The organism is Streptomyces sp. NPDC001822, assembly GCF_042892135.1.
Lineage (GTDB): Bacteria > Actinomycetota > Actinomycetes > Streptomycetales > Streptomycetaceae > Streptomyces.
The window spans coordinates 1,864-27,633 of record NZ_JBIATW010000016.1 but is presented as its reverse complement, the minus strand read 5'-3'; the positions used below and the strand labels follow the sequence as shown (position 1 = coordinate 27,633).

Genomic DNA, 25,770 nt, shown 5'->3' with positions numbered 1-25,770 from the left:
GCGTCACATACCTTCCCGGGTGGACCGCATGGTCCCGAACCCGCTGAAGCGGACCATGATCAGCGAGATGCCGGTCGCCACCACGACGAGTGCGGTGGCGATGGCCGCGGCGTAGCCGAGGTCGTACGTCTGGAAGCCGGTCCGGTACATCAGGTAGGGCAGGATCGTCGTGTCCGTGCCGGGGCCGCCCTTGGTCATGATGAGGACGGTGTCGAAGTACGTCAGCGACCCCACGATCATCAGCACCGACGAGGTCGTGATCGTGTGGCGCAGCTGCGGCAGGGTGATGTGGAAGAACTGCCGCACCATGCCCGCGCCGTCGATGGCGGCGGCCTGGTGGAGGACTTCGGGGATCTGCCGGGCCCCGCCCTGGTAGATCAGCGTGTGGAACGGCATGAACTGCCATCCGCCGACGAACGCCACCACGAGCAGGGCGCCGGTGGAGGACCCCATGACGCCGGGATCGATGCCGAGCCAGGGTCCGATCGTCTTGATCACACCGAAGTTGGGGTCCAGCAGGGCATGGAAGAGCATCGCGATCGCGGTGGTGGAGAGCAGCAGCGGGACGAAGAAGACCGCCGACAGGAAGGCGCGGCTGCGCTGGCGGCCCGCCGCCCAGACGCCCAGGAGCAGGGCCACCGGAGTCTGGAAGGCCCAGCTGACCGTGGTGAGCAGCAGGCTCAGCCAGGCGGCCCGGCCGAACTCCGCGTCCTGGAACAGCCGGGTCCAGTTGTCCAGGCCCGTCGGGGTCGGGGAGCCGAGCCCGTCCCACCGGCAGAACGAGAGGTAGACGGCGATCGCCAGGGGCACGATCGCGAAGACGGCGAAGAAGAGGAGGCCGGGGACCGCCCAGACGACCGGGGGACGGCCGGCGTTGCCGACGGCCGTGCCCCGGTCCCCGTGCCTCCTCGCGGCCGGGATGTGAGAGTGCATCGTTACTCGGCGGCCTTCATCGCTGCGACGAACTGCTCGGGCGTGCTCTTGCCGGCGAACAGCTTGCTGATCTCCGTCAGAAGCGGTGTGGCGTACCGGGCTTCGAGCGCCTGGTCCCACGAGAGGGTGAAGCTCGGGGCCTTCTGGACCATGGCGTACTGATCCGCGGCGAACTGCGGGTTGGGCGAACCGCTCAGCATCGAGGCGGCGTTGGAGGTGGTGGGCACGTCACCGTTGTCGACGAGGGCCTGGGCGTAGGTCGTGGACGCCATGGTCTTGAGGAACGCGACCGCGGTGTCCTTGTGCTTGGTACGGGCGTTGACCGACCAGTAGTTGGTCGGGTTGCCCACGACGTTCGCCGCGTCGCCCGCTCCCCCGGCGACGGTCGGGAACGCGGTCCAGCCGAGGTCCTTCTTCGCGAACTCGGGGGCCTTTCCCAGCTGGGTCGAGTACTCCCACGAGCCCATCAGGTGCATGGCCGCCTTGCCCTTGTTGAGCAGGGTCGGAGCGCCGCCGTTGCCGTAGTCGACCGAGTTGAAGTTCTTGCCGAAGGCTCCGTCGTCGATGAGTTTCTCGACGGTCCTGGCCGTCTCCAGCACCGCCGGGTCGCCCCAGCCGCCGGTGTCGCCGTTCTGGATCCTCCGGAAGACCTCGGGCCCGCCGATCCGGTCCAGCAGGTACTCCATCCACATCAGCTCCGGCCACTTGTCCGCGCCGCCGAGGGCGAACGGTGTGACACCGGCGCCCTTGAAGGTGGTGACGGCCTTCTGGAGGTCCTCCCAGGTCCTGGGCGCCTGGAGGCCGTGCTCCTTGAACAGGGCCTTGTTGTAGAAGAGCATCACGGGCTGCATTCCGCGCATCGGGACCCCGTAGATCTTCCCGTCGAGGCTGCCGGCGGTCATGACGGACGGCAGGAAGCCGTCCTTGAGCACAGCGTCGTTCTCGACCGTGGAGGTCAGGTCGACGAGGTTGTCGGAGTCGACGTACGGCTTGATGGACCCGCCGCCCCAGTTGAAGAAGACGTCCGGAGCGCCGGGTGAACCCATGGCGCTGCGCAGCTTGTTCACGTAGTCGGTGCCCGGGACCGACACCAGCTTGACCTTGACCTCGGAGGTCTTGTTGAAGGCGTCGACCGCGGCCTGCTGGACCTTGACCGCGTCGTCGCCGTAGACGTAGGCGGTGATGGTGCCGCCGCCGTCCCCGCCGGTCCCGGAGCCGCAGCCCGCCAGCAGCCCTGTCATCACCATCGCCGCAGCTGCGGCGGCCCATCTCGTCGTACGCGTGCCCTGAGCGAATGTCCCCGACCGCATGACCGCACCTCTGTCGAATGTTTCGGCGTGCCGTTCGAATGTTGCCGGAACCGTACGGTCGCGTTTCGGGCTCGTCAAGAGGGCGGGAGCAAGGATTCACGGACCCCGCCCGGACCTCCGTCCGCCCGGCCGGGGAAGCTACGATTCGTGCATGAGCCCTGCAAAGGTCCAGCACCAAAAGGAGAAGGCGTCTTCCGGCGAGCCGACGGAGGGCACCGCCACGCTGGCGGAGATCGCCCGAGCGGCCGGAGTCTCGGCTCCGACAGTTTCGAAGGTGCTGAACGGCCGTGCCGACGTCGCCGCCGGCACGCGCACCCGGGTGGAGGAGCTGTTGCTCCTGCACGGCTACCGCCGGCGGCGCGGGACCACCCAGCAGTCCCGGCTGATCGACCTCGTCTTCCACGAACTGGACAGTGCCTGGGCGATGGAGGTCGTCCGCGGCGTCGAGAACGTCGCCCGGGAGGAGGGGCTGAGCCTGGTCCTCTCCGAGAGCGCGGGCCGGCTCACCCCGGGCCAGACGTGGGTGGACGGCGTCCTGGCGCGCCGCCCCGCCGGGGTCATCCTGGTGCTCTCGGACCTCGACGCGGCACAGCGCGCCCAGCTGACCAGCCGGTCCATCCCGTTCGTCGTGGTCGATCCGGCCGGCGACCCCGGGGACGACATCCCGTCGGTCGGGGCGGCCAACTGGCAGGGCGGCATCGCCGCCACCCGCCATCTGACCGGCCTGGGCCACCGGCGGATCGGCGTCATCGGCGGGCCGTCCCGCATGATGTGCAGCCGCGCGCGGCTGGACGGCTACCGCGCCGCCCTGGAGACGTCCGGCGTGAGCATGGACCCCGGTCTCGTCCGCGAGGGCGCGTTCAACCACGAGGACGGATACACGGCGGCGCTGGACCTCCTGCGACTGCCCGAACCCCCCACCGCCATCTTCGCCGGGAACGACCTGCAGGCCCTCGGCGTGTACGAGGCGGCGCGCGAGCTGGGACTGCGCATCCCGGAGGACCTCAGCGTCGTCGGCTTCGACGATCTGCCGCTCACCCGCTGGATCGGGCCGCCCCTCACCACCGTGCGGCAGCCCCTCATAGAGATGGCCGAGACCGCTGCCCGGCTCGTCCTTGATCTCGGGCGGGGCGGGAAACCGGCGACCACGCGGGTCGACCTGGCGACGAGCCTGGTGGTCCGCAGCAGCACGGCCCCGCCGTCACGCTGAGGCGGCACGGCGGGTACCCGGCGCGGCGCCGGTCCGGACGGGAGCCCCCTGCGCGCGTCGTCGCTACGGCCCGTTGTCAGTGCCGGGGTGCAGACTGACCCGTATCCGGCACAAAGGCGTTTCGGGAGGTCCTGTCATGACCGATGTACTGCTCACCGTCGGCACCCGCAAGGGACTCTTCATCGGCCGCAGGCGCGGCGGGACATGGGAGTTCGGCGATCCGCACTTCAACGCGCAGGCGATCTACTCGATCGCGATCGACACGCGGGGAAGCGCACCGCGGCTGCTGGTGGGCGGAGACAGCGCGCACTGGGGCCCGTCGGTCTTCCACTCCGACGACCTGGGGTCGACGTGGGTGGAGCCGAAGCAACCCGCCGTGAAGTTCCCCCGGTTCACCGACGCCTCGCTGGAGCGGGTCTGGCAGCTGCACCCCGCCGGGCCCGAGGCGCCCGACGTCGTCTACGCGGGAACGGAGCCGGCCGCCCTGTTCCGTTCGGACGACCGGGGGGAATCCTTCGAGCTGGTCCGCCCGCTCTGGGAGCATCCGACGCGATCGCGGTGGGTGCCGGGCGGGGGCGGCGAGGGGCTGCACACCATCCTGACCGACCCCAGGGACGCCGCAGCCGTGACCGTCGCCGTCTCGACCGCGGGCGTGTTCCGGACCGAGGACGGCGGCGAGCGCTGGACGCCCTCGAACAAGGGCGTCTCGGCCGTGTTCCTCCCGGATCCCGATCCCGAGTTCGGCCAGTGCGTGCACAAGGTCACCCGTGACGCCGCCGATCCCGACCGGCTCTATCTCCAGAACCACTGGGGTGTGTTCCGCAGCGACGACGGCGGGAAGCGCTGGAAGGACATCGGCGCGGGCCTGCCCTCGGACTTCGGCTTCGCCGCCGCCGCTCACCCGCACCGCGCGGACACGTTCTACGTGTTCCCGATCAACGCCGACGCCGACCGGGTGCCGGCCGGTCACCGCTGCCGGGTCTTCCGCACCCGGGACGCGGGTGACACCTGGGAGCCGCTGACGCAAGGGCTCCCCGACGGCGACCACTACGGCACGGTGCTGCGCGACGGCCTCTGCACGGACGACGCGGACCCGGCCGGCATCTACTTCGGCAATCGCAACGGCGAAGTGTACGCGAGCGCCGACGACGGTGACAGCTGGCAGCAGCTGGTCTCCCATCTGCCGGACGTGCTGTGCGTGCGTGCGGCGGCGCTCGGCTGACCGGGGGCCGCTCCGCGACACGGCAGCCGTAGGGGGCGGTTCCGCGACGCGGCGGGCCGAAGCGCGCGGCCGGCGGACGTGACCGGCACGGGCGGCCGACGGACGCCGGGGGCGGCCGGTGTGCCCATCGGCCCCGTCGGGTCGCTCCGGGCCGCTTCGGGCCGGGTCAGATCTCCGTCGGCACGCACAGCACGGGCACGGTCGACAGGTGCAGGAGCTTGTGCGGGGTGGAGCCGAGCAGAGCCCCTCGCATCGGGCTCTCGCCCCAACTGCCCACGACGATGACCCGCGCATCGTGGCGGGAGGCAGCCTCGATCAGCGCCTGCGCCGGGCTCAGGTCGATGACTTCGACCGTGGTCGGCACCTCGGCCGCCTCCGCCGAGGCGACCGCGCGTTCCAGCCCCGTGCGTCCGGCCTGCCGGATGGCCTCGTAGTGGGCGCGGTACTCCTCACCGGTGGGGCCGGGCGGAGCGGCTCCGTAGACGAGGACGAGCTTCTCGCCGAACGTGGCGGCCACCTCGATCGCCACCCGCAGGGCACGCACGGAGCCGGGCGACTCGTCGTACCCGAGCACCACCGACATCTCAGGACTCCTTGCCGTGCACGAGACCCGGGTCGACCACACCTCGCCGCTCGGCCCAGAAGGCCGGCGACCGGAACCGCAGGACCACCATGATCACCACGCCGATGAGGATGATGGCGATGCCGATGACGAGCGGCGGGCCGAGTCCGAACCACGAGGTTCCGCTGTAGGAGTTCGCCGGATCAGACATGTCCATGACGGACCGGACCAGCAGCCACGTGAGCAGCCCGGCCCCGACCAGGGGACCGAGGCCGATGAGGAGGAAGTTGCGCAGGCTCTCGGTCAGATGGCGGCGGTAGTAGATCGCGCAGGCCACGCCGGTGAGCGCGTAGTAGAAGGCGATGAGGAGGGAGAGCGCGGTCAGCGAGTCGAAGAGGGCGTTCTCACTGATCTGGCCGACGATCAGGTACCAGGCGATGGCGATGCCGGCCACCCACCACGTGCTCACGTCGGGGGTCCGGAACCTCGGGCTGATGCGGGCGAAGTGCTTGGGCAGCGCGTGGCGCCGGGCCATCGACAGGGCGGTGCGCGAGGCCGGGATGATGGTCGTCTGAGTGGAGGCGAGCGCGGAGGTCGCGACCGCGAGGAGCACGATCCAGTCCCAGTCGCCCATGACCTCACCGGCCAGCAGGGCGAAGACGAACTCCTCCTCCCCGGCGTTCTCCACCAGATACTCCGTTCCGGCGAAGGCGACGACCGCGAAGCCGACGGAGAGGTAGGTCACCAGCAGGATGACGGTCGACCACACGCCGGCCTTGCCCGGCGCGGTCGCGGAGTCCTCGACCTCCTCGGTGAGGTTGACGGCCGATTCCCAGCCCCAGTAGATGAACACGCCCAGCAGCAGACCACCGGTCAGCGCCGCGCCGCCCGCCCCGAAGGGGTTGAGCCAGTCGACCGCGGGTGTGATCGAGTCGAAGTCCGTCGTGCCCGCGTAGACGCGGTAGAGCGCGACGATCACGAACACCAGGAGGAAGGCCACCTGAGCCAGGATCAGGGCGTTCTGCACCTTGGCCGACAGCTCGGTCCCGATGACACACAGCCCGGTCATCACCAGGATCAGGACGACGGTCAGCAGTTGGCGGACGAAGTCGTTCTCCGCCCAGCTGTCGAGCCCCACGGCGAGCAGTCCGAAGCTGACCGCGATGTCGGCCAGTGACCCCACGACCAGCACACCGGTCATGGCGATGGCCCAGCCTCCGAGCCACCCGGCCCAGGGGCCCATGGCGCGGGTCACCCAGGAGAAGGTCGTCCCGCAGTCCTGGTCGGCCTTGTTGAGGTAGTAGAAGGCCGAGGCGATGAGCAGCATCGGCACGAACGAGGCGAAGAGCACCCCGGGTGCGTAGATGCCGACGAGCGCCACCACCGGGCCGATGACCGCGGCCACCGAGTAGGCCGGGGACGTGGCGTTCAGCCCGATGACCAGCGCGTCGACGAAGCCGATCGCGTTCGGCTTCAAGCTTGCCGGCGGTGCTGATCCGGCACGGACCTCTGCCATGCTCCCTCGCTCGGTCACAGGCCTGAAGAGAAGGCGGAATATTTCCTTCCACATGCTAGGGAGGTACACCCCCGCGTGCACGTCCGGTGAGGCGTTCCCGCGCCGCGCACGCGGGTACGCCTCGCACCGCTCACTGCTCGCGCATGCCCCAGGGGGCGCCGTACTCGTTCAGCAGATCGAGGAACGGCCTGGGCGGCAGGGCTTCGGGGCCGAGTACTCCGGTCCCGCTCCAGATGCCGCCCGCCAGGAGTTCGAGAGCGGCCACCGGATTGACGGCGGTCTGCCAGACGACGGCCTGGGAGCCGTATTCACGCATCGACCACTGGTTGTCGACCACGTGGTAGAGGTAGACCTCCCGGGGCCGCCCGTCCTTGGTGCCCTTCACCCAGGTGCCGGCGCAGGTCTTGCCGTGCATCCGCTCCCCGAGCCCGGCCGGGTCGGGCAGGCACGCCGCCACCACGTCGCGGGGGGACACCTCGGCGGCCCCCGCACCGCTCTTCACCGAAACCGGATCCGTGCGGTCCAGGCCCAGCTTGTGGAGCGTGCGCAGGACACCGATGAACTCCTCTCCCAGCCCGTACTTGAAGGTGACGCGCCGGGCCTTGAGCCAGCGCGGCACGAGCAGGACCTCCTCGTGCTCGACGTTGACGCACTCGACGGGGCCGATGCCCTCCGGGAAGTCGAACATCTCCGGTTCGCTGAAGGGCTCCGTGGTGAACCAGCCCCGGTCCTCCTCGTAGACGACCGGCGGGTTCAGACACTCCTCGATGGTCGTCCAGATGCTGAAGGACGGGGCGAAGTCGTAGCCCTCCACCGTCAGGTCGGCGCCGTCACGGATCCCGATCTCGTCGATCTCGTCGAAGAGCTCGTCCGAGGCGTAACGGGCGAACACGTCCGAGAGTCCGGGCTCCACGCCGATCCCCACCAGTGCGAGCCTCCCGGCCGCCTCCCAATCGGCCGCACGTTCGAACTGCGCGTCCCCCAGCTTGACGCCGCACTCCTCGTAAGGGCGTGACGGATGAGGCCGGGACAGGGACATGGCCATGTCGAGGTAGTGCGCGCCGTGGGCGAGGGCCGCCTCGAACAGCGGCATGACGAACCGCGGGTCGGTCGCGTTGAGCAGAACGTCGCACCGGTGTTCCGTGAGCGCGGCGCGCACGGCGGCGGGGTCGGAGGCGTCCAGCCGGGCGGCACCGAACCGGGCACCGCTGTCCCCCAGTGCGGCGACGGCGGTCTCGGCCCGCCCGAGGTCGTAGTCCGCCACCGTCATGTGCTCGAAGAAGGATCGCCGGGCCGCGATACGCGTGATCGCCGTACCCACGCCTCCCGCCCCGACCAGGAGGACACGCATGGGAAACCTCTCCTCTGCCGTTCCGGCGCTGCGAACGGCTGCAGCCGGGCCGGCCGGTCCGGTCGTCCGGGGACGCTAGCAGCCGGGCCGCCCTGCCACGGGGCAACCGTCCGGACGGTGTCCCGCGTCCGGGCTATCCGGGCCGCCTGCTCCCACTCCGACGGGCGCGTACGGTCCTTGCCGGCGGCATCTGCGGCGGCGCGTCATCCGGCTCCGCGCCCGACCACGCGCCGTGGCCGCCCCTCACCGAGGCACCCGGCGCAAGGACCAGGCCCGCTGCCGCGAGGAAGTCCTCAAGGCCGGTGACACCGCCACCGGTGCCGTCGTCCCATTCGGTCAGGAGCCCGGAGCGGCCCTCGTTCCAGGACTCCGACGTCTCGGCGTCATCGTCGGGACCGGGATGCCACTCGACGCGGCCCTCACCGTGCCGGTACCGGAGATACAGGTACTGGCCGTCCGCCGTCCAGGCATCCCACTGAGACGGATACGCGGAACACGTCTGGGCGACCCAGGTCAGCGCCCGCCCCTCATTCGCACTCATCCGACGATGGTCGTGCAGCGTCGGGCGCCCTGCAAACGACTTCATGGGCATCCCGACGACCCGGCAGACGTGGCCTGTCGCGACATCAGGTCCGCGCGTCCAGCCTGTGCCGCAGCGAGATCGCAACCGGGAAGAAAGTCCGGCCCCACCGACGGGGGGATGACGGTGGGGCCGGAGGCTCACACAGTGCTTGGGGGGAAGCACCGACCTGAGCTCGGGTCACAGGGGCTCGTGCCCCGTAATCGAGGTCTCATGCGGAACCGGCGCAGAGGATCCGGAAAGACGCCGCGGACCGCGCCCCTCAACGCTGTGAATCACCGGGCGTCACCTACTCGGGCAGCACGCCTGAACGCCGCGGGACCTCGTGTCCCGCACTTCCCTGGTCAGGGCAGACGCCAGTCCACGGGCTGCTCGCCCAGGCCACTCAGGTAGTCGTTCGTGCGGCTGAACGGCCGCGAACCGAAGAAACCCCGGTCGGCCGACATCGGCGACGGGTGTGCGGACTCGACCGCGGGCAGGTCCCCGAGGAGCGGGCGTACGTTGCGCGCGTCCCGGCCCCACAGCACCGACACCATCGGTTTGCCCCGCGCGGCCAGTGCCCGGATCGCCTGCTCGGTCACTTCCTCCCAGCCCTTGCCCCGGTGGGCGGCGGGCTTGCCCGGCGCCGTCGTCAGCGCCCGGTTCAGCAGGAGCACTCCCTGCCGCGTCCACGGCGTCAGGTCCCCGTTGGACGGCCTGGGAAGACCGAGGTCGGTGTGCAGCTCACGGAAGATGTTCTCCAGGCTGCCGGGAAGACGGCGTACGTCAGGGGCCACGGCGAAACTCAGACCGATGGCCATTCCCGGTGTCGGGTAAGGGTCCTGACCGACTATCAGGACGCGTACGTCGTCGAAGGGCTGATGGAAGGCCCGCAGGACGTTCTGCCCGGACGGCAGGTACGTCCGCCCGGCGCCGATCTCGGCGCGGAGGAAATTGCCCATCTCCGCGATCCGGCCGGCCACGGGTTCCAACGCCTGAGCCCAGCCGGGCTCCACAAGTTCACTCAACGGTCGCGCTGCCACGTGCGTCACCCTACCGGCCCACACCGACACCGTGATCATTCGGTCCTCCGCGGCCGCCGTCCTGGGGATAGGCTGCGCGTCGTCCTCGGTCCTCCAGCCCCCGGAGTCGGTCCACATGGTCACGCAGGCGTTCATCGAGGATGGGCGGTGCCCCGCGCCCGGGGTGATCGCGCGGGCCGGGCGGCCGCCGTCCGAATCGTGGCCGCGGTGAGCGCCTCGACGGCCGGACTGGTCCTCGGGGTGGACTCCGGCGGTTCGGGGCTGAGGCTCGCGCTGGGAACCGTGGACCCCCTGCATGCGGTCCGCACCGCCGTGTGCGCCGAGCCGGTGAGGACCGGCCCCGCCGGGATCGACGCCGCTCACCTGCTGGAGCAGTTGCTGCCCGAGGTGCACGCGCTGCTGGAGGCGGCGGGACCCGGGGCGGCCGTGACCGCGGCGGCGATCGGCGCGGCCGGGATGGCTACCCTCGGCGGCCAGTTGCGCGCGGAGCTGCCCGCCGCGCTCGAGTCCGCACTGGGGGTGCGGCGGGTCGCCCTCGCCGCCGACGCGGTGACCGCGTACACCGGCGCGCTCGGCCAGCGGCCCGGCGCGGTGGTCGCCGGGGGCACCGGGATGATCGCGCTCGGCACCGACCTCTCGACGTGGCGCAGGGCGGACGGCTGGGGGCATCTGCTGGGGGACAGCGGCGGCGGGGCCTGGATCGGCAGGGAAGGACTCGACGCGGCGATGCGGGCCCACGACGGCCGGCGCGGTGGTTCCCCGGCCCTGTTGGCGCGGGCCGAGACGGTCTTCGGCCCCGCGGCCGGTCTGCCCGGCCTGCTCTATCCCCGCACGGACCGCCCGGCGCTGCTGGCCTCCTTCGCGCCGGAGGTCGCGGCCTGCGCCGGCAGGGACGGGACGGCGGCGGCGATCCTGCGGCGGGCGGCCGCCCACATCGCGGAGGCCGCGGCCGCTGTGTGCCCGGCCCCCGCCGAACACCGGACCGGGGCATACGAAGTCGCTCTGACCGGCGGGTTGTTCCGCATGGGCGAAGCGCTTCTCGGACCGCTGCGCGAGGAGTTGGCGGAGCAGGTGCCGCAGGCACGGGTGGTGCCGGCGGCGGGCGACCCGCTGCACGGGTCGTTGGAGATCGCCCGGGCGTTGGCGGGACCGGGGCTGCGACTGCCGCCCCACCCGGCCCTGTTGTTCGTACCGGGAGTAACGTGAGCAGGTCGGACGATCAGCGGTCCCGGACAGAGCAGGTCAGTTGCCCGCTATGCCGCTCTACAGACATATACGGACAGATAACGCCCAGCCGCCCCCTCCCCGAACAGAGCGGTACCCAAAACCAGTAGCATGCGGCGCCATGAGCACCCCCACTGGGCCCGCCTCCGGCCTGCCAGTACGAATGCCGCGACCTCGCCAGTCCGGACGGCACCGCCGCCCTGAGCCCGTGGTCGCACCCGAGGGCGCTGCCGCGCTCGTTCTCGCCGTTCCCGGCACCCCTTCCGCGGCATCGCGCAGCCTTGCCGAGGAGGTCGTCAGCATCGCCCGTTCCGAGCTGCCCGGTCTGAACGCGCAGATCGGCTATCTCGACGGCGACGGTGACGACACCGAATTTCCCGCACTCGCCTCCGTCCTGACCCAGGCCGCCGCCGAGCGCGTCGCGCGCTTCGAGCAGGCCACCGCGGCAGGTCGTGAGGTCGCCGAGCCGACCGGCCCGTCCGCCGTCGTGGTTCCGCTCCTCGCGGGCCCCGACAGCGCCCTGATCCGGCGCATACGGCAGGCCGTGATGGAGAGCGGTACGCAGGTGGAGCTGACCGACGTGCTCGGTCCGCACCCGCTGCTCGCCGAGGCGCTGCACGTGCGCCTCTCGGAGGCGGGGCTGGCACGTGCCGACCGCGCCAGGCTGTTCACCGTGGCGACCGCGGCCGACGGCATCGTGCTGGCCACGGTGGGTGGCGAGGAGGCCGTACAGGCCGCCGGCATCACCGGCATGCTGCTCGCCGCACGTCTGGCGGTCCCGGTGATGGCCGCGGCACTGGATGTGGAGGGCTCGGTCGCCTCCATCGCCGCCCAGCTCCAGGGTTCCGGCTCGGTGCAGCTCGCGCTCGCGCCCTACCTCGTCGGGCCGGAGATCGACGCCGCGCTGCTGGAAGCCGCTGCGAAGGAGGCCGGCTGCGCCACCGCCGAGCCCCTCGGCGCCTACCCGGCCATCGGCAAGCTGGTGCTCTCCCTCTACGCGACGACCCTGGGCATCACCCCGGCGACGCCGCAGGGAGCCCAGACGCACTGAGGCGCGCAGTGCCCCGTGGTACGGCCGTTCCGGTCCGCGCCACGGGCGCGCCGGTCCGGACAGCGCAGCTCCCCGCCCGCCCGAGGGCGGACGGGGAGCGCGGTGTCAGGCGAAGACGACGCAGGAGGCCGCCGGGACGTCGATGGACCCCTCGGGTGACGGCATGCCCGTCTCCGCGTCGAGGGAGAACCAGCTGACGTTCCCGGAACGCTCGTTGGCCGCGTACAGCCACTGTCCGGTGGGGTCCAGGGCGAGGTCTCGGGGCCAGCGGCCTCCGCAGCCCACGGCCGCGACGAGGACGGGCTTCTCGGCCGTCTCGTCCAGGGCGAGCACGGAGATGCTGTCGTGGCCCCGGTTGGCGGTCCACAGGAACCGCCCGTCGTGCGACACCACCACCTCCGAGGGGTACGCACGCACCGGGTCGCCGCCGTCGTCGGCTCCGTGGGGCAGCACGGGGGCCTCACCCATCGGTTCGAGCAGGCCGGTGACCGCGTCCCAGCGGCACACGGTGACGGTGGGCTCCAGCTCGTTGAGTACGTAGAGGTGTCCCCCGGCCGGATGAAAGGCGAGATGGCGCGGGCCGGTCCCCGGACGCAGCACCGCCTCGGAGTGCGTGCGCAGGGAGCCCGTGCCGGGGTCGAGTGCGCAGACGCGCACCGAGTCCGTCCCGAGGTCCACGCTCAGCACCCAGTCGCCCGACGGGGCGGCGAGCACCTGGTGAGCATGAGGAGTGGCCTGGCGTGCCGGGTCCGGCCCGCCGCCCGCGTGCCGCAGGACGCCCGCGGCCGGGCCCGGGGAGCCGTCGTGCCGCAGGGGAAGGGTGGTGACACTGCCCGAACCGTAGTTGGCGGTGAACAGGTGGCCGCCCCTGACGTCCAGGTGCGTGGGGCCGTCGCCCTCCACCGGCCGCGGCTCGCCGATGAGTGCCGGCGCGCCCCCGCCGCCGATGTCGAAGGCCGCGGCGGCGCCGTCGGAGACCTCGCTGACCGCGTACAGCACGGGGGCGCCCGCGCCCGGTGCGCGGCCGACCGCGAGGAAGGAGGGGTCGGCCAGGACGTCCGTGGACGCGAGGACGGACAGCTCCCCGGTGTTCCCGTCCACGTCGGCCACGGTGATACCGAGTCCCCCCGCCGAGGTGAACGACCCTATGAATGCCCGTACGCCAGTGTTGGCGCCCATAGCGCTACCCCTCTTCGCATGCGTCGCGATCTTCACCGCCGACCGTAGCAGGCAGCCCCTTGTGGTCCAGACCAATTGGTTCACTTCGATGAGGCTGCGGACCGGGCCCGCCGACCCGCACGCGAGAGGCCTGCCCGCGCGCCAGGGCGGGCGTCAGGACCGGGCCGCCCTGGCGCGCGGGTCTGCGATCCGGCCGTCGTCACGCCCCGACGAGCGGGGCACGCGGAGAGCTGTGCAGGGGGGCCGCCAGCTCGGCGAGCGCCCTCTCCAGGCCGTGCAGATGAGCGAGCGCAGGCTCGACGGCACCGACGGGCTGCGGTACGCCGACGGAGGTCAGGACCTCACGGTGCCTGCGGGCCGGGGCGGTCAGCGCCTCCACGGAAGCCTCCACACGCCAGCACGCCGCGGCGAGCCGTGCGTCGTGCGAAGCCTCGGGGTCCGCCGCGACGGAGGCGAGTCCCCTGACCTCACGTGCGCAGTCGTCGAGCAGGGCGAGCACCCGCCCCGCACGCGCCTTGCGGGCCCGCAGCGGGCTCAGGGGGTGCACGAGCGGACCGAGCGACAGCCGTACGCGGCCCAGGAGGGCTTCCAGTTCGGCGACCCGGGGAGCGGGATCGGCGGTCGCCGACCCGGCGAGCCGTGCGGTCGCCTCGGCGGTGCAGGCGTGCACGCAGCGCAGGGCCCGCTGGATCCAGGCGTCCGTCGTGGCGTGGGTCGTGACCGGCAGCACGACGAGCACCGCCAGCATCGCCCCGAGCGCGCCGACTCCGGTCTCGACGAGGCGCAGTGCCAGCAACGCGGGGTCGAGCACACCGAGCGCCCCGTACAGCGCTCCGGCCAGGACCGTCACCGAGAACATCATCCAGGTGTAGGAGACCGCGGCGGAGTAGAAGATCCCGAACACACCGAGCGCCACCAGAAGCGCCGTGGGCACGGCCGCGCCGTGCAGGGGTGCGATGACGAGCAGACCGACCGGTATCCCGATCAGCGTTCCCAGCACCCGGCGGAAGCCGCGCACCAGCGTCTCACCGCGCGACGCCGTGTTGACGAACACCCACCAGGTCGCCCCCACGGCCCAGTACCAGCGCTCGTCGGAGAGGAGCTGGCCGGCCAGGAGCGCGAGCGCTCCGCCCGTGGTCGCCTGGACCGCCTGGCGGGTCGTCGCCCGGGCCAGCCCCCGGCCGGCCACCGGGGCGGGGAGGACGGCCGCCGGCAGCCGGCGCTCGTAGCACCAGAGGCCGAAGCGGACTGTCGACGCCGCCAGCAACGAGAGCAGGACTGCGGAGAAGAGCTCGGGCAGTTGCCCCGGGAGGGTGTGGAGGAACTGGGTGATGAAGAAGCACATGAAGCCGAAGACGCCGAGCGCGTGGCCGCGAGGACCCCACCGCCGGGCGTAGACACCCGCCCCCATCACTGCGAGGAAGGCCAGGTCACGGGCCACCGGGTGGTCGTGAAGCACGGCGGCGAGGGCGAGGACCGGCAGTCCGGCCACCGGGAGCAGCGCGGTGGTCACGGCCTGTCCCCGCACGGTCGTGTCGGTGACCGTGAAGAGGGCCAGCAGTGCGGCGAGCCCGCCGGTGATCGCGGCGACGAGCGAGTGCCCGGCAGCACCGCAGACGACGACCGCCAGCCCGATGCCGAGGACGGCCCTGGTCGCGTGCCGCAGCCGCAGCCGCCCGGGGTCCGGAGCCACGAACACCTTCTTCAGCAAGACTTCCCGCCCCTTCTCATGAAAAAGGGCGCCACGGAATCCGCGGCGCCATCGACGGGTCCATGAGACCACGCTCACGACCGATGGCTCAACCGGTGGGGTTCCGACTGAGCCATTGGACCATCCATGGAGCAGTTCTCTGTGCCACGACCCTGCCATTGGCAGACTTCGGACGCCGGGGCGCACCGGATCGCGGTGCGGGCGGGCGGACACGACGGAGGGGTGCCGGGATCCGTCCGGTCCGGCACCCCTCAGCCCGCGTCGCGGGCCCGCCCGTCTCACCCGGGGGCCATGGCGCGAGCCGCCGGACAGCCGTCCGGGGTTCGCGCGAGCCGTCCGGGTGGCGCCGCTCAGCTCCTGCGGCGGCGGAAGATCGCCCACGCGAGGACCGCGGCTCCGGCGGCAACCAGCAGCACCGTGCGGTTCTCCCGTGCCACCAGGGCGCCCTCGGCCGCCTTCCGCCGCACCGGTTCCGGCGCCTTGTCCTCCCACAGGCTCCCGGCCTGTGCGGCCTTGGCCCGGACTTCGCCCGCAGCCTGGGCCGCCTTGTCCTTGACCGGCGCCGGCACCGTGTCCTGCACCCGCTGCGCGGCATCGGCCGCCTTGGCCTTGAGCTCCCCGGCCTTGGCCGTGGCCTGCTCCTTGACCTCGGCGGACTTCTGCCTGACCTCCGCCGTCTTCTGCTTGGCCTGGGCCTTCACGTCGGCCTTGGCCGCCAGCGCCTCGACCGTCTGTCCGAGTTCGTCTCGGGCCTCCTCGACCTGCTCACGGAGTGCCTCCGGGCTGGAGGGGGTCGGCTTGTCGTCGAACGGCTTGGTCATCGGTGGGCACTCCTCTTGATCTCGGCCACGTCGGCCTTCACGTTCTCGATCGCCTGCTCGGGCGCGGGAGGCGCCGCACGGACGACCTCCTTCTTCCCCGCCAGGGCCATCACCGCGGCGATCGCGCCGAGCGCGGCGGTGACGATCAGGGCTGCGGCCCACACCGGCAGGGGCACCGCCAGGGCGGCCACGGCGGTGGCCACGAGGGTCTGCAGCATCAGGAAGCCGATGACGCCGGCCCCTCCGAACAGCCCGCCGCCCTTGCCGTAGTGCCTGCCCTTCTCCTTCACTTCCGCCTGTGCCAGCCGCAGTTCGCCTCGCACCAGCTCCGTCAGCTGCTGTGAGGCCCGCTGCACCAGCTCGCCCACCGGCTCCGCCCCGGATGCGTGAACATCACGGTCGGAGCGCGGGGAGTACGGCTGCGTGTCCGACACGGCGGTCACCTCCTGTCCTCTCCTCGATGAAGCCGGACGCCGAGGGGGCGCCCTGACCATGCGTGAGCCCACGCGTACCCCGAACGGAGCGGTTCAGCGCACCGGCCTGCGACCGGGGGCCGGCCGCGGGGCCGGAACCCGGCGGCTGCGCGCGCCCGTGGGGCGGCGTTCACGCCTCGTCCAGCCGGCGCAGGTCCTTCTCGTCCCAGGTCCGGGTGTCGCGGGGCCTGGTGTAGGGCTCGGCCTCGGGCGGGTGTCCGCCGGCGATGGCCCGCTGCCTCGCCGTCTCCGCGTCGAACTGCAGGCCGAACAGGACGGCGAGGTTTCCGATCCAGAGCCAGACCAGGAAGACGACAAGGCCGGCCATGGTGCCGTAGGTCTTGTTGTAGGAGGCGAAGTTGGCGACGTACAGGGCGAATCCCGCCGAGGCGGCCAGCCAGACCACCAGCGCCAGGACACTGCCCGGCGTGATCCACCGGAACCCCCTGACCTTGGCGTTCGGCGCCGCCCAGTAGAGGATCGCGATCATGGCGGTGACGAGCACGATCAGCACCGGCCACTTGGCGTACGCCCATACCGTCAGCACGCCGTCCCCGATGCCGAGCACGCTGCCAGCCCGGTCGGCGACGGCGCCGGTGAACACCACGATGAGCGCGCTGACGACGGCGAGCACCATGAGGACGACCGTCACCCCGACCCGCACGGGGAGGATCTTCCAGACGGGGCGGCCCTCGGGCATGTCGTAGACGGCGTTGGCGGCGCGGATGAAGGCGGCGACGTAGCCGGAGGCCGACCAGACGGCCAGGGCGAGGCCGACGATCGCGAGGACCGATCCGGTGCCGGCGCTGTCGCGTAGCTGTTCCACGGCGTCCGTGATGATGTCCCGGGCGGAACCGGGAGCCAGTTCACCCAGCCCGGAGACAATCTTGTCCGTGGCGGACCTCCCCGTGATGCCGAGCAACGAGACCAGTACGAGCAGCGCCGGGAACAGCGACAGGACGCCGTAGTAGGTCAGTGCCGCGGCGCGGTCGGTCAACTCGTCGTCCTTGAACTCCCGCAGCGTGCCGCCGATGACCGCGCCCCACGCCCGTTTCGGCATCTGCGCGGGCCGGTCGGGTTCCGCTTCCTCCACCTCCGGCCCGGGGCCGGCCCGCTCCGGATCCGGCACCGGCCGTCCGTTCCGCTGGTCCTGTCGCCCTGGAATTCGCAGATTCGCCATAGGACCCGGGTAGCCGCAGGGCGGATCCCTACACCCCCGGCCCGCCGCCGATCCCGGTCCAGCCGCTATGCGGCGGGCGCCTCCCCTTCCGCCCCGACGGACCGGCCGGGCCCCGGGACAGCCGGGGCACGGGGCGGGAGTCCACCGGCGCCACCCACCAGACGCAGGTGGCGCCCGGCGGCATGGCGCGCCGGTGGCCTGCGGAACAGCCGCTCCTCGACACGGTCCATTCCGTACAGGAGCAGTCCGAGCCCGGGCAACAGCAGAAGCGCGACAGCGATCACGGCACACGTCCTTCCCGACCGACGACAGTCCATCGGGTGCCCCGGAGGGCTCGGGTCAGCGGCCGCCGAGTTGAAGGTCCGGTGACCACCGCACGGAGGAGCCCCGGTGTTCCGGGCGCGGATCCCGGACGGACCGGCTGTCCGGGTCCGCGCTCGCCGGGCACGTACCGCACCGGCCGCCTCGCGTACGGCGCCGCCGCACCGCCGTCACCCGCCGTACGTGCTGCGGCACAGGTCGACGATGTCCGAGGAGGCGACCCCCCGGCCCGTCGCGCACACGGACCGCATGTCGTACGTGCGCTTCGGCTTCACCCAGCGGGGTACGGCCCGGCGGGGGCGTTCGGGCCGGGCGGGGGCCGGTCGGCGCGACCGCTCACGCGCCCTCCTGGGCGCGGCCGGGGCTGCCGCTTCGGCCCGGCGGGAACGCGCGCCCTCGCGTTCCTTCCGCTTCTTCCCCTCCCCGTCCGGCCGCCGCCCTTCCGTCCTGCCGAGCGCGTCGTGGACGGCGGCGGGCGCGGAGGGCACCGCCGAAGCCTGTGCGGCGGGCGTGTTTCCGTACGGCCCGGGGGCGACCGGGGCGGGCCTGTCCGCGCCCGCCGGGACGGAGACACAGCCGGACGCACTCAGCAGGGCAACGAGCAGGAGGGACATCGACCGCAGCTTCATGCCCTGGTGAACGACGGCCGGCCCGGCCGGACACGTCCGTCGGGGTACGGACGCGCGGCGGGCCCAGGGCCGGCGTGCCGCAGGCCGGGGCCGCGCCCTCGGTACAGTCGGGCGACCGAGAACCGAGCCCAAGGAGCCTGCCGGACATGGCGGTGGACGCCCTCGACACCCGTATCCTGCGTCTGCTCATCGAGCAGCCGCGCACCAGCGTGCGCGAATACGCGCGCGTCCTGGGCGTGGCACGCGGCACCCTCCAGGCCCGCCTCGACCGGTTGGAGCGGGACGGAGTGATCACGGGCACGGGCCCTGCCCTCTCGCCTGCGGCACTGGGGCACCCGGTGCTCGCCTTCGTGCACCTGGAGGTCACGCAGGGGCATCTGGACGAGGTGGGGGACGCGCTGGCCGCCGTCCCGGAGATCATCGAGGCGTTCTCGACGACCGGCGGAGGGGACCTGCTGACCCGCGTCGTGGCGCGTGACAACGGGCACCTCGAAGACGTGATCCAGCACCTGATCCAGCTCCCCGGCGTCGTCAGGACCCGGACGGAGGTCGCCCTGCGGGAGCGGGTGGCGTACCGGGTGCTCCCGCTGGTCGAGGCCGTGGGACGGGTGACCGGCTCCGGCTGAACGGCGTCGGGCATGCTGGAGGCCATGAAGACCCCGCGCGTCCAGGCCCTCTCCGTCCTGTTCGACCTGGACGGCACCCTCGTCGACAGCGAGCCGAACTACTACGAGGCGGGGCGCCGGCTCCTCGCCCGTTACGGCGTGGAGGACTTCAGCTGGGAGGACCACACCCGCTTCATCGGGATCGGCACCCGTGAGACGCTCACGGTCCTGCGCGCGGAGTACGGCATCGAGGCACCCGTCGACGAACTGCTGGCCGGTAAGAACGCCCTGTACCTGGAGCTCGCGGGGGCATCCACCACGGCCTTCCCCGAGATGCGCACCCTCGTCGAACTGCTCCACGAGGGCGGGGTCCCGATGGCCGTCGCCTCGGGTTCGTCCCGGGCAGCGATCGCCGCCACGCTCACGGTCACCGGGCTCGACGCGTACCTCCCGGTGTACGTCTCCGCCGAGGAGGTGGCGCACGGGAAGCCCGAACCCGACGTGTTCGTGGAGGCCGCCCGGCGGCTGGGTGCGGATCCCGCTTCCTGTGTGGTCCTGGAGGACGCGGTCCCGGGCGTGCGGGCGGCGCACGCGGCCGGGATGCGCTGCGTCGCCGTTCCGGACGCCGAAGCGGCCCCGGACCAGGCGGTGTTCGCCGCGGCGGAGCTGCTCTTCGCGGGCGGCCAGGCCGAATTCACCGCCGCCGCTGTGCTCGACTGGCTCGCCGGGGCGTGAGAACGCGGCTGGTCCGGCCCGCGGACTGGCCGGATCCGGCACCCGGGCCGCGGGCCGGGCGATCGGACGCCCGGCGTACGGATATCCTGATCACGCCGCGCAACCCGACGCACGTACCGAGGCGATGAGCCCGATGATGTCGCCGCCGCGGCAGTCGGAGCGGGCCACAACTCGAGATAGGTGTGCACAGGTGCTGGTTGCTGGACGGTACCGGTTGATATCCCCCATCGGCCGTGGCGGTATGGGCGAGGTGTGGCGCGCCACGGACGAGGTGCTGGGCCGTGCCGTGGCGGTGAAGCTGCTGCTGGGTGACCACGCCGACGCCTCGTCGACCGCGCGGTTCCGCCTGGAGGCGCAGACCGCCGCCCGCCTGAGTCACCCTCATCTGGTGGCCGTCTTCGACTTCGGCTCCTGGGAGGACCGCTTCTATCTGGTGATGGAGCTGGTCGAGGGCCGAAGCCTCGGAGACCTGCTGGAGGCTCAGGAGTCCGTCCACCCCGAGCAGGTGGCCCACATCGCCGGGCAGGCGGCCGCCGGACTGGCGGCGGCGCACCGGCAGGGCATCGTGCACCGCGACATCAAGCCGGGCAACCTGATGCTGGACGCCGACGGGTCCGTGAAGATCGGCGACTTCGGTATCGCCCAGTTCGTCGACGACCCCTCGACCGCTCTGACGACCGCCGGTCACATCGTGGGGACGAGCCTCTACCTCGCCCCGGAGCGGGCCCTGGGCCGGTCGGCGGACGCCGCTTCGGACATGTACTCGCTGGGCTGTGTCATCTATCAGCTCCTGGTCGGCCAGCCGCCGTTCCGTTCGGACACCGCCACCGCCACGCTCTACCAGCACGTCGACACGCCGCCGGTGCCGGTGAGGCAGCGCGGGGTGGAGATCTCCCCCGCCTTCGACTCGTATCTGCTGGGCCTGCTGGCGAAGAAGCCGGAGGACCGGCCGAACGCACAGCAGGTGTCCGACTGGTTCCGCACCGACGCCTGGCGCGGGCGTCCGGAGCCCCTGCCCCAGCACACACCCCCGAGCCGGCGGAGCGGCGCCCCGGCGGCACCGGCGGCTTCGGGAGGAGGCCCGGGCACCGGGACGGGTTCGACGTACCGTCTGCCGCAGGCCACCGGCCGCAGACGGGCGGCCCCCGCGCCGCGGACGTCGAAGTCGGCGACGACCCGCACGAGCGAGGCCATCCGCCGCCGTCCGCGTGTGGCCAGCGCCGTGGCCGGGACGGTGGCCTTCGTGGCGGCGGTCTACCTGGGCACGGTCCTGTTCGCACCGGACACCGGGACGGCGGACAGCCCGGACCCCGGCACCACGCCGACGGCCGGAGTCGACTCCCCCGCCCCGGCCGGCCCCTCGGCCGGCGCCGGCCAGGACGGATCCGGCCAGGACGGATCCGGCCAGGACGGATCCGGCCAGGACGGCCGGCAGGACGGCGACGACGAGGACGACTGAGCCCCGCGCCTCACCAGCGCGCGTGGACCTCGGCGCGGATCCGGCGGTCGTACAGATCGCGTACGGCGTCCAGGGTGCTCTGCGGGAGCGGCTGGAGCGCGGCGGCCGCGGCGTTGGCGCGTGCCTGCTCCACGGAACGCGCACCGGGGATGACGCTGGTGACACCGGGTTGCTGCAGGATCCAGCGCAGCGCGGTCTGCGCCGGGGTGGCGCCCTCGGGCGCGAGTCCCGAGAACTCCGCGGCGGCGGCCACTCCGGTCGCGTAGTCGATGCCCGAGAAGGTCTCGCCCTGGTCGAACGCCTCGCCGTGGCGGTTGTACGTGCGGTGGTCCTCGGGAGCGAAGACGGTGTCGGCGGTGTACCGGCCGGACAGCAGCCCGGAGGCGAGCGGGACACGCGCGATGATGCCGACCCCGGCCTCGGCCGCGGCCGGAAGCACCTCGTCGAGCGGCTTCAGGCGGAACGGGTTGAGGATGATCTGAACGCTCGCGACACCGGGCCTGGCGATGGCGGTGAGCGCCTCGGCGCAGGTCTCCACACTGACCGCGTAGGCGGCGATCCGCTGCTCGGCGACGAGCGTGTCCAGCGCGTCGTACACGGCGTCGGACGAGTAGACGGCGGTGGGCGGGCAGTGCAGCTGCACGAGGTCGAGGGTGTCGACGCCCAGGTTGGTCCGCGAGCGGTCGTTCCAGGCCCGGAAGTTGTCGAGGACGTAGTTCTCCGGCACCTGGTCCGCGCGCCGGCCCATCTTGGTGGCGACGAAGACGTCCGCGTCCGGCCGGTCCTTCAGGTAGCGGCCGATGAGCTGTTCGCTCCGGCCGTCGCCGTACACGTCCGCGGTGTCGAAGAAGGTGACCCCCGACTCGACCGCGGCGTCCAGGACGCCGAAGGCGTCCGCCTCCCGCACCTCGCCCCAGTCCCCGCCGAGCTGCCAGGTGCCCTGTCCCACGACCGATACGTCACGGCCGGTCCTGCCGAGTGTGCGCTGCTCCATGCGGATCATCGTACGCCGGAGTGCGGGGCCGCCGGCTGTGCGCGCCGTCGGCCCCGCACCGTCGCTCAGTCGCCGGTGGTCACGCGGACGTAGTCGACCACGAGCTGCTGCGGGAAGCTGGTGCTCCCGTCCGGATCGCCGGGCCAGTAGCCCCCGACGGCGAGGTTGAGGATGAGGAAGAACGGCTTGTCGAACACCCAGGCGTTGCCGTTGAGATCCGCGGGTGTGCGCCGCTGGTAGACGGTGCCGTCGACGGACCAGGTGATGGAGCCGGGCGCCCAGTCCACGGCGAAGGTGTGGAAGTCGTCGGCGAAGGCCTGCCCGCCCGGCAGGGAGTAGCCGGCGCCGATGCCCGCGCTTCCGGAGTAGCCGGGGCCGTGCAGGGTGCCGTGGACCGTGCCGGGTTCGAAGCCGACGTTCTCCATGATGTCGATCTCACCGCTGTTGGGCCAGCCCACATCGCCGATGTCGGCGCCGAGCATCCAGAAGGCGGGCCAGATGCCCTGCCCGCGCGGGATCTTCATCCTGCTCTCGACGTGCCCGTACGTCGAGGTGAACTTGCCCGAGGTGTTGAGCCGGGACGACGTGTACTCGCAGGTCCCGTACCAGCACTGGTAGTTGCCGGGATTCTCCTTGCGGGCGGTGATGACGAGGTTGCCCTGGCCGTCGAGGGCCGCGTTGGAGTTGCCGGCGGTGTAGTACTGCCGCTCGTGGTTGTTGACGTTGTCGCCGGTCTCGGTCTGCCACTTGCCGCCGTCGACGGCCGATCCGGCGGGCCCGTCGAACTCGTCGGCGAAGGCCACGGCGGCCGCCGCCCGGGAAGACGCGGCGGACGCAGCCGTGTGGGGGTCGGGTGCGGCCGAGGCTCCGGCGGGAAGTGCGGTCAGGACCAGGGAGCAGCAGAGCAGGGAGAAGGCGGACAGGGTCGTACGCCGCCGCGTGGCGCGGTGCTTCTCGGCCCGGTGGGGGGAAGGCACGGACATCACATCTTTCCGGTGGGGGATGGCGACGGAATCGCCCGCCGCCAGTCATGCACATGACAGATACGCGCCGAGAGGTGAACGCGGTGGGGACGCACCCCCCGGCGCATACTTCAATACTTGATTTAAGGCAGGGGTCACGGGGGCCGTCAAGGACTTGGTCCGGACCGGGCGGGCACGGGTGGAAGTCGGCACGAAGGGGAAGCGACAAGTCATGCGCATCCGTACCGTAATCACCCTCCCCGCCGTTGTGGCCCTCGCACTGCCCGCCTCGGCCGGGGTCGCGACCGCGTCCACGGCCGCCGCTCCCCAGGCCTGCCGTGAGCACAGCCTGACCGTCGCCGCACGCGCCTCGGACCAGCCCGACGCCGTGCGAATCAGCATCAGGAACCACAGCCGGCACGCCTGTGTCGTCGACGGCATCCCCACGGTCGTCTTCGGCGACCTGGACGGGGCGGCTCTGCCGGTGCCGGACGGCACGAGCGCGCCGTACCGCGTGGCAGCGGGCGGCACCGCGTACGCGGCGGTGCGCACCCTGGACCCGGCCTCCACGGAGCTGCGGGTCGTGGACCGGCTGACCGTCGCCGGTGACCCGGCACACCGGGGACGGACGTTCGGTGCGGCCGCTCTGGACGCGCCCGGCGGCATCCGGGTCTGGGAGCCGGTCACCACCCGGTGGCACCGGTCGGCAGCATCGGCGGACGCCGTGCTCGCGCGGCACACCGACTGACCGGCACTTCGGCCCCGTCCGCGCGCCGCCCGCCGCGATGCGGCGGGCGGCGCGCGGACGCAGAGTGGAGATACGCACTGTGCGGGGCCGTACGGACCTGACCACGGACCTGACCACGCAGGGCGCGCATCGTCCGACCGCATCCCGGCGAAGGGAGCCGGCGTGGACAGCGAAAGCACACAGCGCTTCGTGGTGCAGATCCACGAGGCACGGCGCATGCACTTCGACTTCCGGCTGGAGGTGGACGGCGTCCTGAGGTCCTGGGCGGTCCCACGCGGCCCCTCCGACAATCCCAGTGACAAGAGGCTGGCCGTGCCGACGGAGGACCACCCCTTGGAGTACCGCGAATTCGAGGGCGTCATCCCCCATGACGAACAGGGCGGCGGCACGGTGATCGTCTGGGATCAGGGCACGTACCGGCCGCTGGGCCACGACCCTTCGGGCGACCCCGTCCCGTTCGCCGAGTCCCTGGATCGCGGGCACGCGGACTTCTGGCTCGACGGGACGAAACTGCACGGCGAATTCACCCTCACCCGCTTCCGGATCGACGACGGGGACGGCACCCGGGGCCCCGAGGCCTGGCTGCTCATCAAGGCCGACGACGGGCAGGCCGTGCACGACCGGCCGGGCACCCCGGACCCGCACCACGCACGCTCCGCGCGCACGGGCCGGACGCTGCACCAGGTGGCCGTGGCGGGACGAGGCAACAGGACCTGACCGGGCAAGCCGTCTCAGGTGCTCTTGACCGAGGCCAGGTGGGCGAAGACAACGACGTTGTCCTCGTAGTCCTTGGCCTTCTTGTCGTAGTTGCCGCCGCACGTGATCAGCCGCAGCTGGGCCGTGCCCTTGTCGGCGTACACCCTCTTGTTCGGGAAGTCCGTCTTGCTGAACGTCTCGACCGAGTCCACCTCGAAGGTGGCCACGACCCCGTCCTCCCGGGTGATGTCCACCGTGTTCCCCGCCTTGAGCGTGCTGAGGAGGAGGAACACCGCGGGGCCCGTCTTCGTGTCGACGTGTCCCGCCACCACCGAGGTGCCTCGCTCGCCGGGGGTGGCCCCGTCCTTGAACCAGCCGGCCAGGTTCGCGTCGTCCGCCGGCGGCGGGTCGAGCCGCCCGCTGGAACCGATGGAGAGAGGAGTGAAGGGGGCGTCGACGGCGATCGACTTGATCGAGATCCGCTCGGGCTCGGAGCGGGGCAGACCCGACGGCAGGAGCGACGGGGAGCCGGACGGCGCGGGCGAGGCCGACGCCGACGGAGCGGGCAGCGAGACCACCGCGGGGGCCGGCGTGACTCCCGCCGAGGCGTCGAAGGAGTTGTAGACGAGGAGGAAGCCCAGCCCCACCGCCGCGACGGGCCACAGCAGGGAACGGCCGAGGGCAGAGGAGGCGGGTTTTTGAGCTGACTGCTGCGGGGCGGCCATGCGCGTGCTGCCTTTCGCGTGCGGGTGGGGGCGGGTCCGGCCGGGACGCCGGGAGAATCGGCGCGGCCACCGCCCCGGATGAGGGCGGCGGCCACGACAGGATTCATTCAGTGCTGCGGGGCGCCTGCCGGAGTCAGACTGCCGCGGTACCCGAGGCGTTACGACGGCGCAGCTTGTACGCGACGGCACCGATACCACCGAGCATCAGCACCGAGCCCGCGGCCAGACCGCTGCCGGAGAGCGCCATCGCGCCACCGCCGGTGTGCATGCCGCCCTCGGGCTTCTCGTGCTTCCAGGTCTTCTCGCTGTCACCGCTGCCGGAGCCGGACTCCTTGTCCTTCTCCCAGTCGTCCGCCGACACGCCGGCCAGCGCGCCGCCACCGGCGTGCACACCGCCCTCCGGCTTCTCGTGCTTCCACGAGTCCGGCTTCTCACGGTCGTCGTTGCTCCCGGAACCGGACTCCTTGTCCTTCTCCCAGTCGTCCGCCGACACGCCGGCCAGCGCGCCACCACCGGCGTGCACACCGCCCTCCGGCTTCTCGTGCTTCCAC

Annotated in this window: 26 protein-coding genes and 1 pseudogene; 9 read left to right on the top strand and 18 right to left on the bottom strand. The window is 72.1% G+C overall.

Annotation, left to right across the window (positions count from 1 at the left end):
• Window positions 1–3 precede the first annotated feature (3 nt).
• On the bottom strand, window positions 4–933 hold the full coding sequence (locus ACFYY2_RS29020; RefSeq protein ID WP_388748406.1) for a carbohydrate ABC transporter permease: 930 nt from the start codon (window positions 931–933) through the stop codon (window positions 4–6).
• Between the two features lie 2 nt (window positions 934–935).
• The gene (locus ACFYY2_RS29015; protein ID WP_388748645.1) at window positions 936–2,180 is read right to left on the bottom strand and encodes an extracellular solute-binding protein; all 1,245 of its coding nucleotides are present in this window, start codon (window positions 2,178–2,180) and stop codon (window positions 936–938) included.
• 214 nt (window positions 2,181–2,394) lie between these two features.
• Here ACFYY2_RS29015 and ACFYY2_RS29010 point away from each other — a divergent pair, with 214 nt between their 5' ends.
• On the top strand, window positions 2,395–3,453 hold the full coding sequence (locus ACFYY2_RS29010) for a LacI family DNA-binding transcriptional regulator (RefSeq protein WP_388748404.1): 1,059 nt from the start codon (window positions 2,395–2,397) through the stop codon (window positions 3,451–3,453).
• A 136-nt stretch (window positions 3,454–3,589) separates the two neighbouring features.
• The gene (locus ACFYY2_RS29005; protein ID WP_388748402.1) at window positions 3,590–4,675 is read left to right on the top strand and encodes a WD40/YVTN/BNR-like repeat-containing protein; all 1,086 of its coding nucleotides are present in this window, start codon (window positions 3,590–3,592) and stop codon (window positions 4,673–4,675) included.
• Between the two features lie 166 nt (window positions 4,676–4,841).
• On the opposite strand, the gene ACFYY2_RS29000 is transcribed toward ACFYY2_RS29005, so the two are convergent.
• From ACFYY2_RS29000 to ACFYY2_RS28980, 5 genes are all read right to left on the bottom strand, one after another.
• Window positions 4,842–5,258, bottom strand: a complete 417-nt coding sequence (locus ACFYY2_RS29000) for a universal stress protein (protein ID WP_388748400.1) — start codon at window positions 5,256–5,258, stop codon at window positions 4,842–4,844.
• Between the two features lies 1 nt (window position 5,259).
• Complete coding sequence (locus ACFYY2_RS28995) at window positions 5,260–6,753, bottom strand: APC family permease (protein ID WP_388748398.1); 1,494 nt, start codon at window positions 6,751–6,753, stop codon at window positions 5,260–5,262.
• 130 nt (window positions 6,754–6,883) lie between these two features.
• Window positions 6,884–8,104, bottom strand: coding sequence for a saccharopine dehydrogenase family protein (locus tag ACFYY2_RS28990; protein WP_388748396.1), 1,221 nt, complete (start codon window positions 8,102–8,104; stop codon window positions 6,884–6,886).
• Window positions 8,105–8,237: 133 nt separating this feature from the next.
• On the bottom strand, window positions 8,238–8,645 hold the full coding sequence (locus tag ACFYY2_RS28985; RefSeq protein ID WP_388748394.1) for a hypothetical protein: 408 nt from the start codon (window positions 8,643–8,645) through the stop codon (window positions 8,238–8,240).
• A gap of 383 nt (window positions 8,646–9,028) precedes the next feature.
• Complete coding sequence (locus ACFYY2_RS28980; RefSeq protein ID WP_388748392.1) at window positions 9,029–9,706, bottom strand: uracil-DNA glycosylase; 678 nt, start codon at window positions 9,704–9,706, stop codon at window positions 9,029–9,031.
• A gap of 207 nt (window positions 9,707–9,913) precedes the next feature.
• On the opposite strand from ACFYY2_RS28980, the gene ACFYY2_RS28975 reads away from it, so the two are divergent.
• Together ACFYY2_RS28975 and ACFYY2_RS28970 are read left to right on the top strand one after the other, a co-directional pair.
• A complete protein-coding gene (locus tag ACFYY2_RS28975) occupies window positions 9,914–10,912 on the top strand; it encodes a BadF/BadG/BcrA/BcrD ATPase family protein (protein ID WP_388748390.1) in 999 nt (332 codons plus the stop codon).
• Window positions 10,913–11,051: 139 nt separating this feature from the next.
• The gene (locus ACFYY2_RS28970; RefSeq protein ID WP_388748388.1) at window positions 11,052–11,981 is read left to right on the top strand and encodes a sirohydrochlorin chelatase; all 930 of its coding nucleotides are present in this window, start codon (window positions 11,052–11,054) and stop codon (window positions 11,979–11,981) included.
• 105 nt (window positions 11,982–12,086) lie between these two features.
• Here ACFYY2_RS28970 and ACFYY2_RS28965 read toward each other — a convergent pair whose 3' ends face one another.
• The 7 genes from ACFYY2_RS28965 to ACFYY2_RS28935 all read right to left on the bottom strand — a co-directional run bounded on the left by ACFYY2_RS28965 (window position 12,087) and on the right by ACFYY2_RS28935 (window position 18,280).
• Window positions 12,087–13,160 (bottom strand): lactonase family protein, encoded by a 1,074-nt coding sequence (locus ACFYY2_RS28965; protein ID WP_388748386.1) that lies wholly within the window; start codon window positions 13,158–13,160, stop codon window positions 12,087–12,089.
• Between the two features lie 199 nt (window positions 13,161–13,359).
• Entirely contained in the window at window positions 13,360–14,871 is a 1,512-nt protein-coding gene (locus ACFYY2_RS28960; protein WP_388748384.1) for an FUSC family protein, read from the bottom strand.
• Between the two features lie 350 nt (window positions 14,872–15,221).
• A complete protein-coding gene (locus ACFYY2_RS28955; protein ID WP_388748382.1) occupies window positions 15,222–15,692 on the bottom strand; it encodes a DUF3618 domain-containing protein in 471 nt (156 codons plus the stop codon).
• Window positions 15,689–16,135 carry a phage holin family protein gene (locus ACFYY2_RS28950; protein WP_388748380.1) on the bottom strand — a complete coding sequence of 149 codons (447 nt, stop codon included), beginning with the start codon at window positions 16,133–16,135 and terminating at the stop codon, window positions 15,689–15,691. The genes ACFYY2_RS28955 and ACFYY2_RS28950 overlap by 4 nt, the downstream gene beginning before the upstream one ends.
• 160 nt (window positions 16,136–16,295) lie before the next feature.
• A complete protein-coding gene (locus ACFYY2_RS28945; protein ID WP_388748378.1) occupies window positions 16,296–17,345 on the bottom strand; it encodes a YihY/virulence factor BrkB family protein in 1,050 nt (349 codons plus the stop codon).
• A 65-nt stretch (window positions 17,346–17,410) separates the two neighbouring features.
• Window positions 17,411–17,629: a hypothetical protein gene (locus ACFYY2_RS28940; RefSeq protein ID WP_388748376.1), complete on the bottom strand. Its 219-nt coding sequence runs from the start codon at window positions 17,627–17,629 to the stop codon at window positions 17,411–17,413.
• A 207-nt stretch (window positions 17,630–17,836) separates the two neighbouring features.
• Window positions 17,837–18,280: a hypothetical protein gene (locus tag ACFYY2_RS28935; RefSeq protein ID WP_388748374.1), complete on the bottom strand. Its 444-nt coding sequence runs from the start codon at window positions 18,278–18,280 to the stop codon at window positions 17,837–17,839.
• Between the two features lie 161 nt (window positions 18,281–18,441).
• Here ACFYY2_RS28935 and ACFYY2_RS28930 point away from each other — a divergent pair, with 161 nt between their 5' ends.
• The 3 genes from ACFYY2_RS28930 to ACFYY2_RS28920 all read left to right on the top strand — a co-directional run bounded on the left by ACFYY2_RS28930 (window position 18,442) and on the right by ACFYY2_RS28920 (window position 21,094).
• Entirely contained in the window at window positions 18,442–18,921 is a 480-nt protein-coding gene (locus tag ACFYY2_RS28930) for an Lrp/AsnC family transcriptional regulator (protein WP_388748372.1), read from the top strand.
• A gap of 24 nt (window positions 18,922–18,945) precedes the next feature.
• Window positions 18,946–19,635 (top strand): HAD family hydrolase, encoded by a 690-nt coding sequence (locus tag ACFYY2_RS28925; RefSeq protein WP_388748370.1) that lies wholly within the window; start codon window positions 18,946–18,948, stop codon window positions 19,633–19,635.
• A 241-nt stretch (window positions 19,636–19,876) separates the two neighbouring features.
• Entirely contained in the window at window positions 19,877–21,094 is a 1,218-nt protein-coding gene (locus ACFYY2_RS28920; protein ID WP_388748643.1) for a serine/threonine-protein kinase, read from the top strand.
• A 10-nt stretch (window positions 21,095–21,104) separates the two neighbouring features.
• Here ACFYY2_RS28920 and ACFYY2_RS28915 read toward each other — a convergent pair whose 3' ends face one another.
• Window positions 21,105–22,097, bottom strand: a complete 993-nt coding sequence (locus ACFYY2_RS28915) for an aldo/keto reductase (protein WP_388748368.1) — start codon at window positions 22,095–22,097, stop codon at window positions 21,105–21,107.
• 56 nt (window positions 22,098–22,153) lie between these two features.
• Window positions 22,154–23,071 carry a family 16 glycosylhydrolase gene (locus ACFYY2_RS28910; protein ID WP_388748366.1) on the bottom strand — a complete coding sequence of 306 codons (918 nt, stop codon included), beginning with the start codon at window positions 23,069–23,071 and terminating at the stop codon, window positions 22,154–22,156.
• Between the two features lie 211 nt (window positions 23,072–23,282).
• Here ACFYY2_RS28910 and ACFYY2_RS28905 point away from each other — a divergent pair, with 211 nt between their 5' ends.
• Both ACFYY2_RS28905 and ACFYY2_RS28900 read left to right on the top strand, forming a co-directional pair.
• Window positions 23,283–23,798 (top strand): DUF4232 domain-containing protein, encoded by a 516-nt coding sequence (locus ACFYY2_RS28905; protein ID WP_388748364.1) that lies wholly within the window; start codon window positions 23,283–23,285, stop codon window positions 23,796–23,798.
• Between the two features lie 162 nt (window positions 23,799–23,960).
• Window positions 23,961–24,515: a DNA polymerase ligase N-terminal domain-containing protein gene (locus tag ACFYY2_RS28900; RefSeq protein ID WP_388748362.1), complete on the top strand. Its 555-nt coding sequence runs from the start codon at window positions 23,961–23,963 to the stop codon at window positions 24,513–24,515.
• A 14-nt stretch (window positions 24,516–24,529) separates the two neighbouring features.
• Here ACFYY2_RS28900 and ACFYY2_RS28895 read toward each other — a convergent pair whose 3' ends face one another.
• On the bottom strand, window positions 24,530–25,219 hold the full coding sequence (locus ACFYY2_RS28895) for a class F sortase (protein WP_388748360.1): 690 nt from the start codon (window positions 25,217–25,219) through the stop codon (window positions 24,530–24,532).
• 133 nt (window positions 25,220–25,352) lie between these two features.
• Window positions 25,353–25,770: pseudogene (locus ACFYY2_RS28890) on the bottom strand (hypothetical protein); the annotation flags it as partial.

Excerpts from the sequence above, each read along its gene's own strand:
- ACFYY2_RS28985 (WP_388748394.1), bottom strand. The coding sequence starts at position 8,645 with ATGAGTGCGAATGAGGGGCGGGCGCTGACCTGGGTCGCCCAGACGTGT.
- ACFYY2_RS28945 (WP_388748378.1), bottom strand. The coding sequence starts at position 17,345 with ATGGCGAATCTGCGAATTCCAGGGCGACAGGACCAGCGGAACGGACGG.
- ACFYY2_RS28895 (WP_388748360.1), bottom strand. The coding sequence starts at position 25,219 with ATGGCCGCCCCGCAGCAGTCAGCTCAAAAACCCGCCTCCTCTGCCCTC.
- ACFYY2_RS28920 (WP_388748643.1), top strand. The coding sequence starts at position 19,877 with ATGGGCGAGGTGTGGCGCGCCACGGACGAGGTGCTGGGCCGTGCCGTG.
- ACFYY2_RS29020 (WP_388748406.1), bottom strand. The coding sequence starts at position 933 with ATGCACTCTCACATCCCGGCCGCGAGGAGGCACGGGGACCGGGGCACG.
- ACFYY2_RS28995 (WP_388748398.1), bottom strand. The coding sequence starts at position 6,753 with ATGGCAGAGGTCCGTGCCGGATCAGCACCGCCGGCAAGCTTGAAGCCG.
- ACFYY2_RS28905 (WP_388748364.1), top strand. The coding sequence starts at position 23,283 with ATGCGCATCCGTACCGTAATCACCCTCCCCGCCGTTGTGGCCCTCGCA.
- ACFYY2_RS29000 (WP_388748400.1), bottom strand. The coding sequence starts at position 5,258 with ATGTCGGTGGTGCTCGGGTACGACGAGTCGCCCGGCTCCGTGCGTGCC.
- ACFYY2_RS29005 (WP_388748402.1), top strand. The coding sequence starts at position 3,590 with ATGACCGATGTACTGCTCACCGTCGGCACCCGCAAGGGACTCTTCATC.
- ACFYY2_RS28970 (WP_388748388.1), top strand. The coding sequence starts at position 11,052 with ATGAGCACCCCCACTGGGCCCGCCTCCGGCCTGCCAGTACGAATGCCG.
- ACFYY2_RS28930 (WP_388748372.1), top strand. The coding sequence starts at position 18,442 with ATGGCGGTGGACGCCCTCGACACCCGTATCCTGCGTCTGCTCATCGAG.
- ACFYY2_RS28925 (WP_388748370.1), top strand. The coding sequence starts at position 18,946 with ATGAAGACCCCGCGCGTCCAGGCCCTCTCCGTCCTGTTCGACCTGGAC.
- ACFYY2_RS29015 (WP_388748645.1), bottom strand. The coding sequence starts at position 2,180 with ATGGTGATGACAGGGCTGCTGGCGGGCTGCGGCTCCGGGACCGGCGGG.
- ACFYY2_RS28915 (WP_388748368.1), bottom strand. The coding sequence starts at position 22,097 with ATGATCCGCATGGAGCAGCGCACACTCGGCAGGACCGGCCGTGACGTA.
- ACFYY2_RS28965 (WP_388748386.1), bottom strand. The coding sequence starts at position 13,160 with ATGGGCGCCAACACTGGCGTACGGGCATTCATAGGGTCGTTCACCTCG.
- ACFYY2_RS28955 (WP_388748382.1), bottom strand. The coding sequence starts at position 15,692 with ATGACCAAGCCGTTCGACGACAAGCCGACCCCCTCCAGCCCGGAGGCA.
- ACFYY2_RS29010 (WP_388748404.1), top strand. The coding sequence starts at position 2,395 with ATGAGCCCTGCAAAGGTCCAGCACCAAAAGGAGAAGGCGTCTTCCGGC.
- ACFYY2_RS28910 (WP_388748366.1), bottom strand. The coding sequence starts at position 23,071 with ATGTCCGTGCCTTCCCCCCACCGGGCCGAGAAGCACCGCGCCACGCGG.
- ACFYY2_RS28935 (WP_388748374.1), bottom strand. The coding sequence starts at position 18,280 with ATGTCCCTCCTGCTCGTTGCCCTGCTGAGTGCGTCCGGCTGTGTCTCC.
- ACFYY2_RS28990 (WP_388748396.1), bottom strand. The coding sequence starts at position 8,104 with ATGCGTGTCCTCCTGGTCGGGGCGGGAGGCGTGGGTACGGCGATCACG.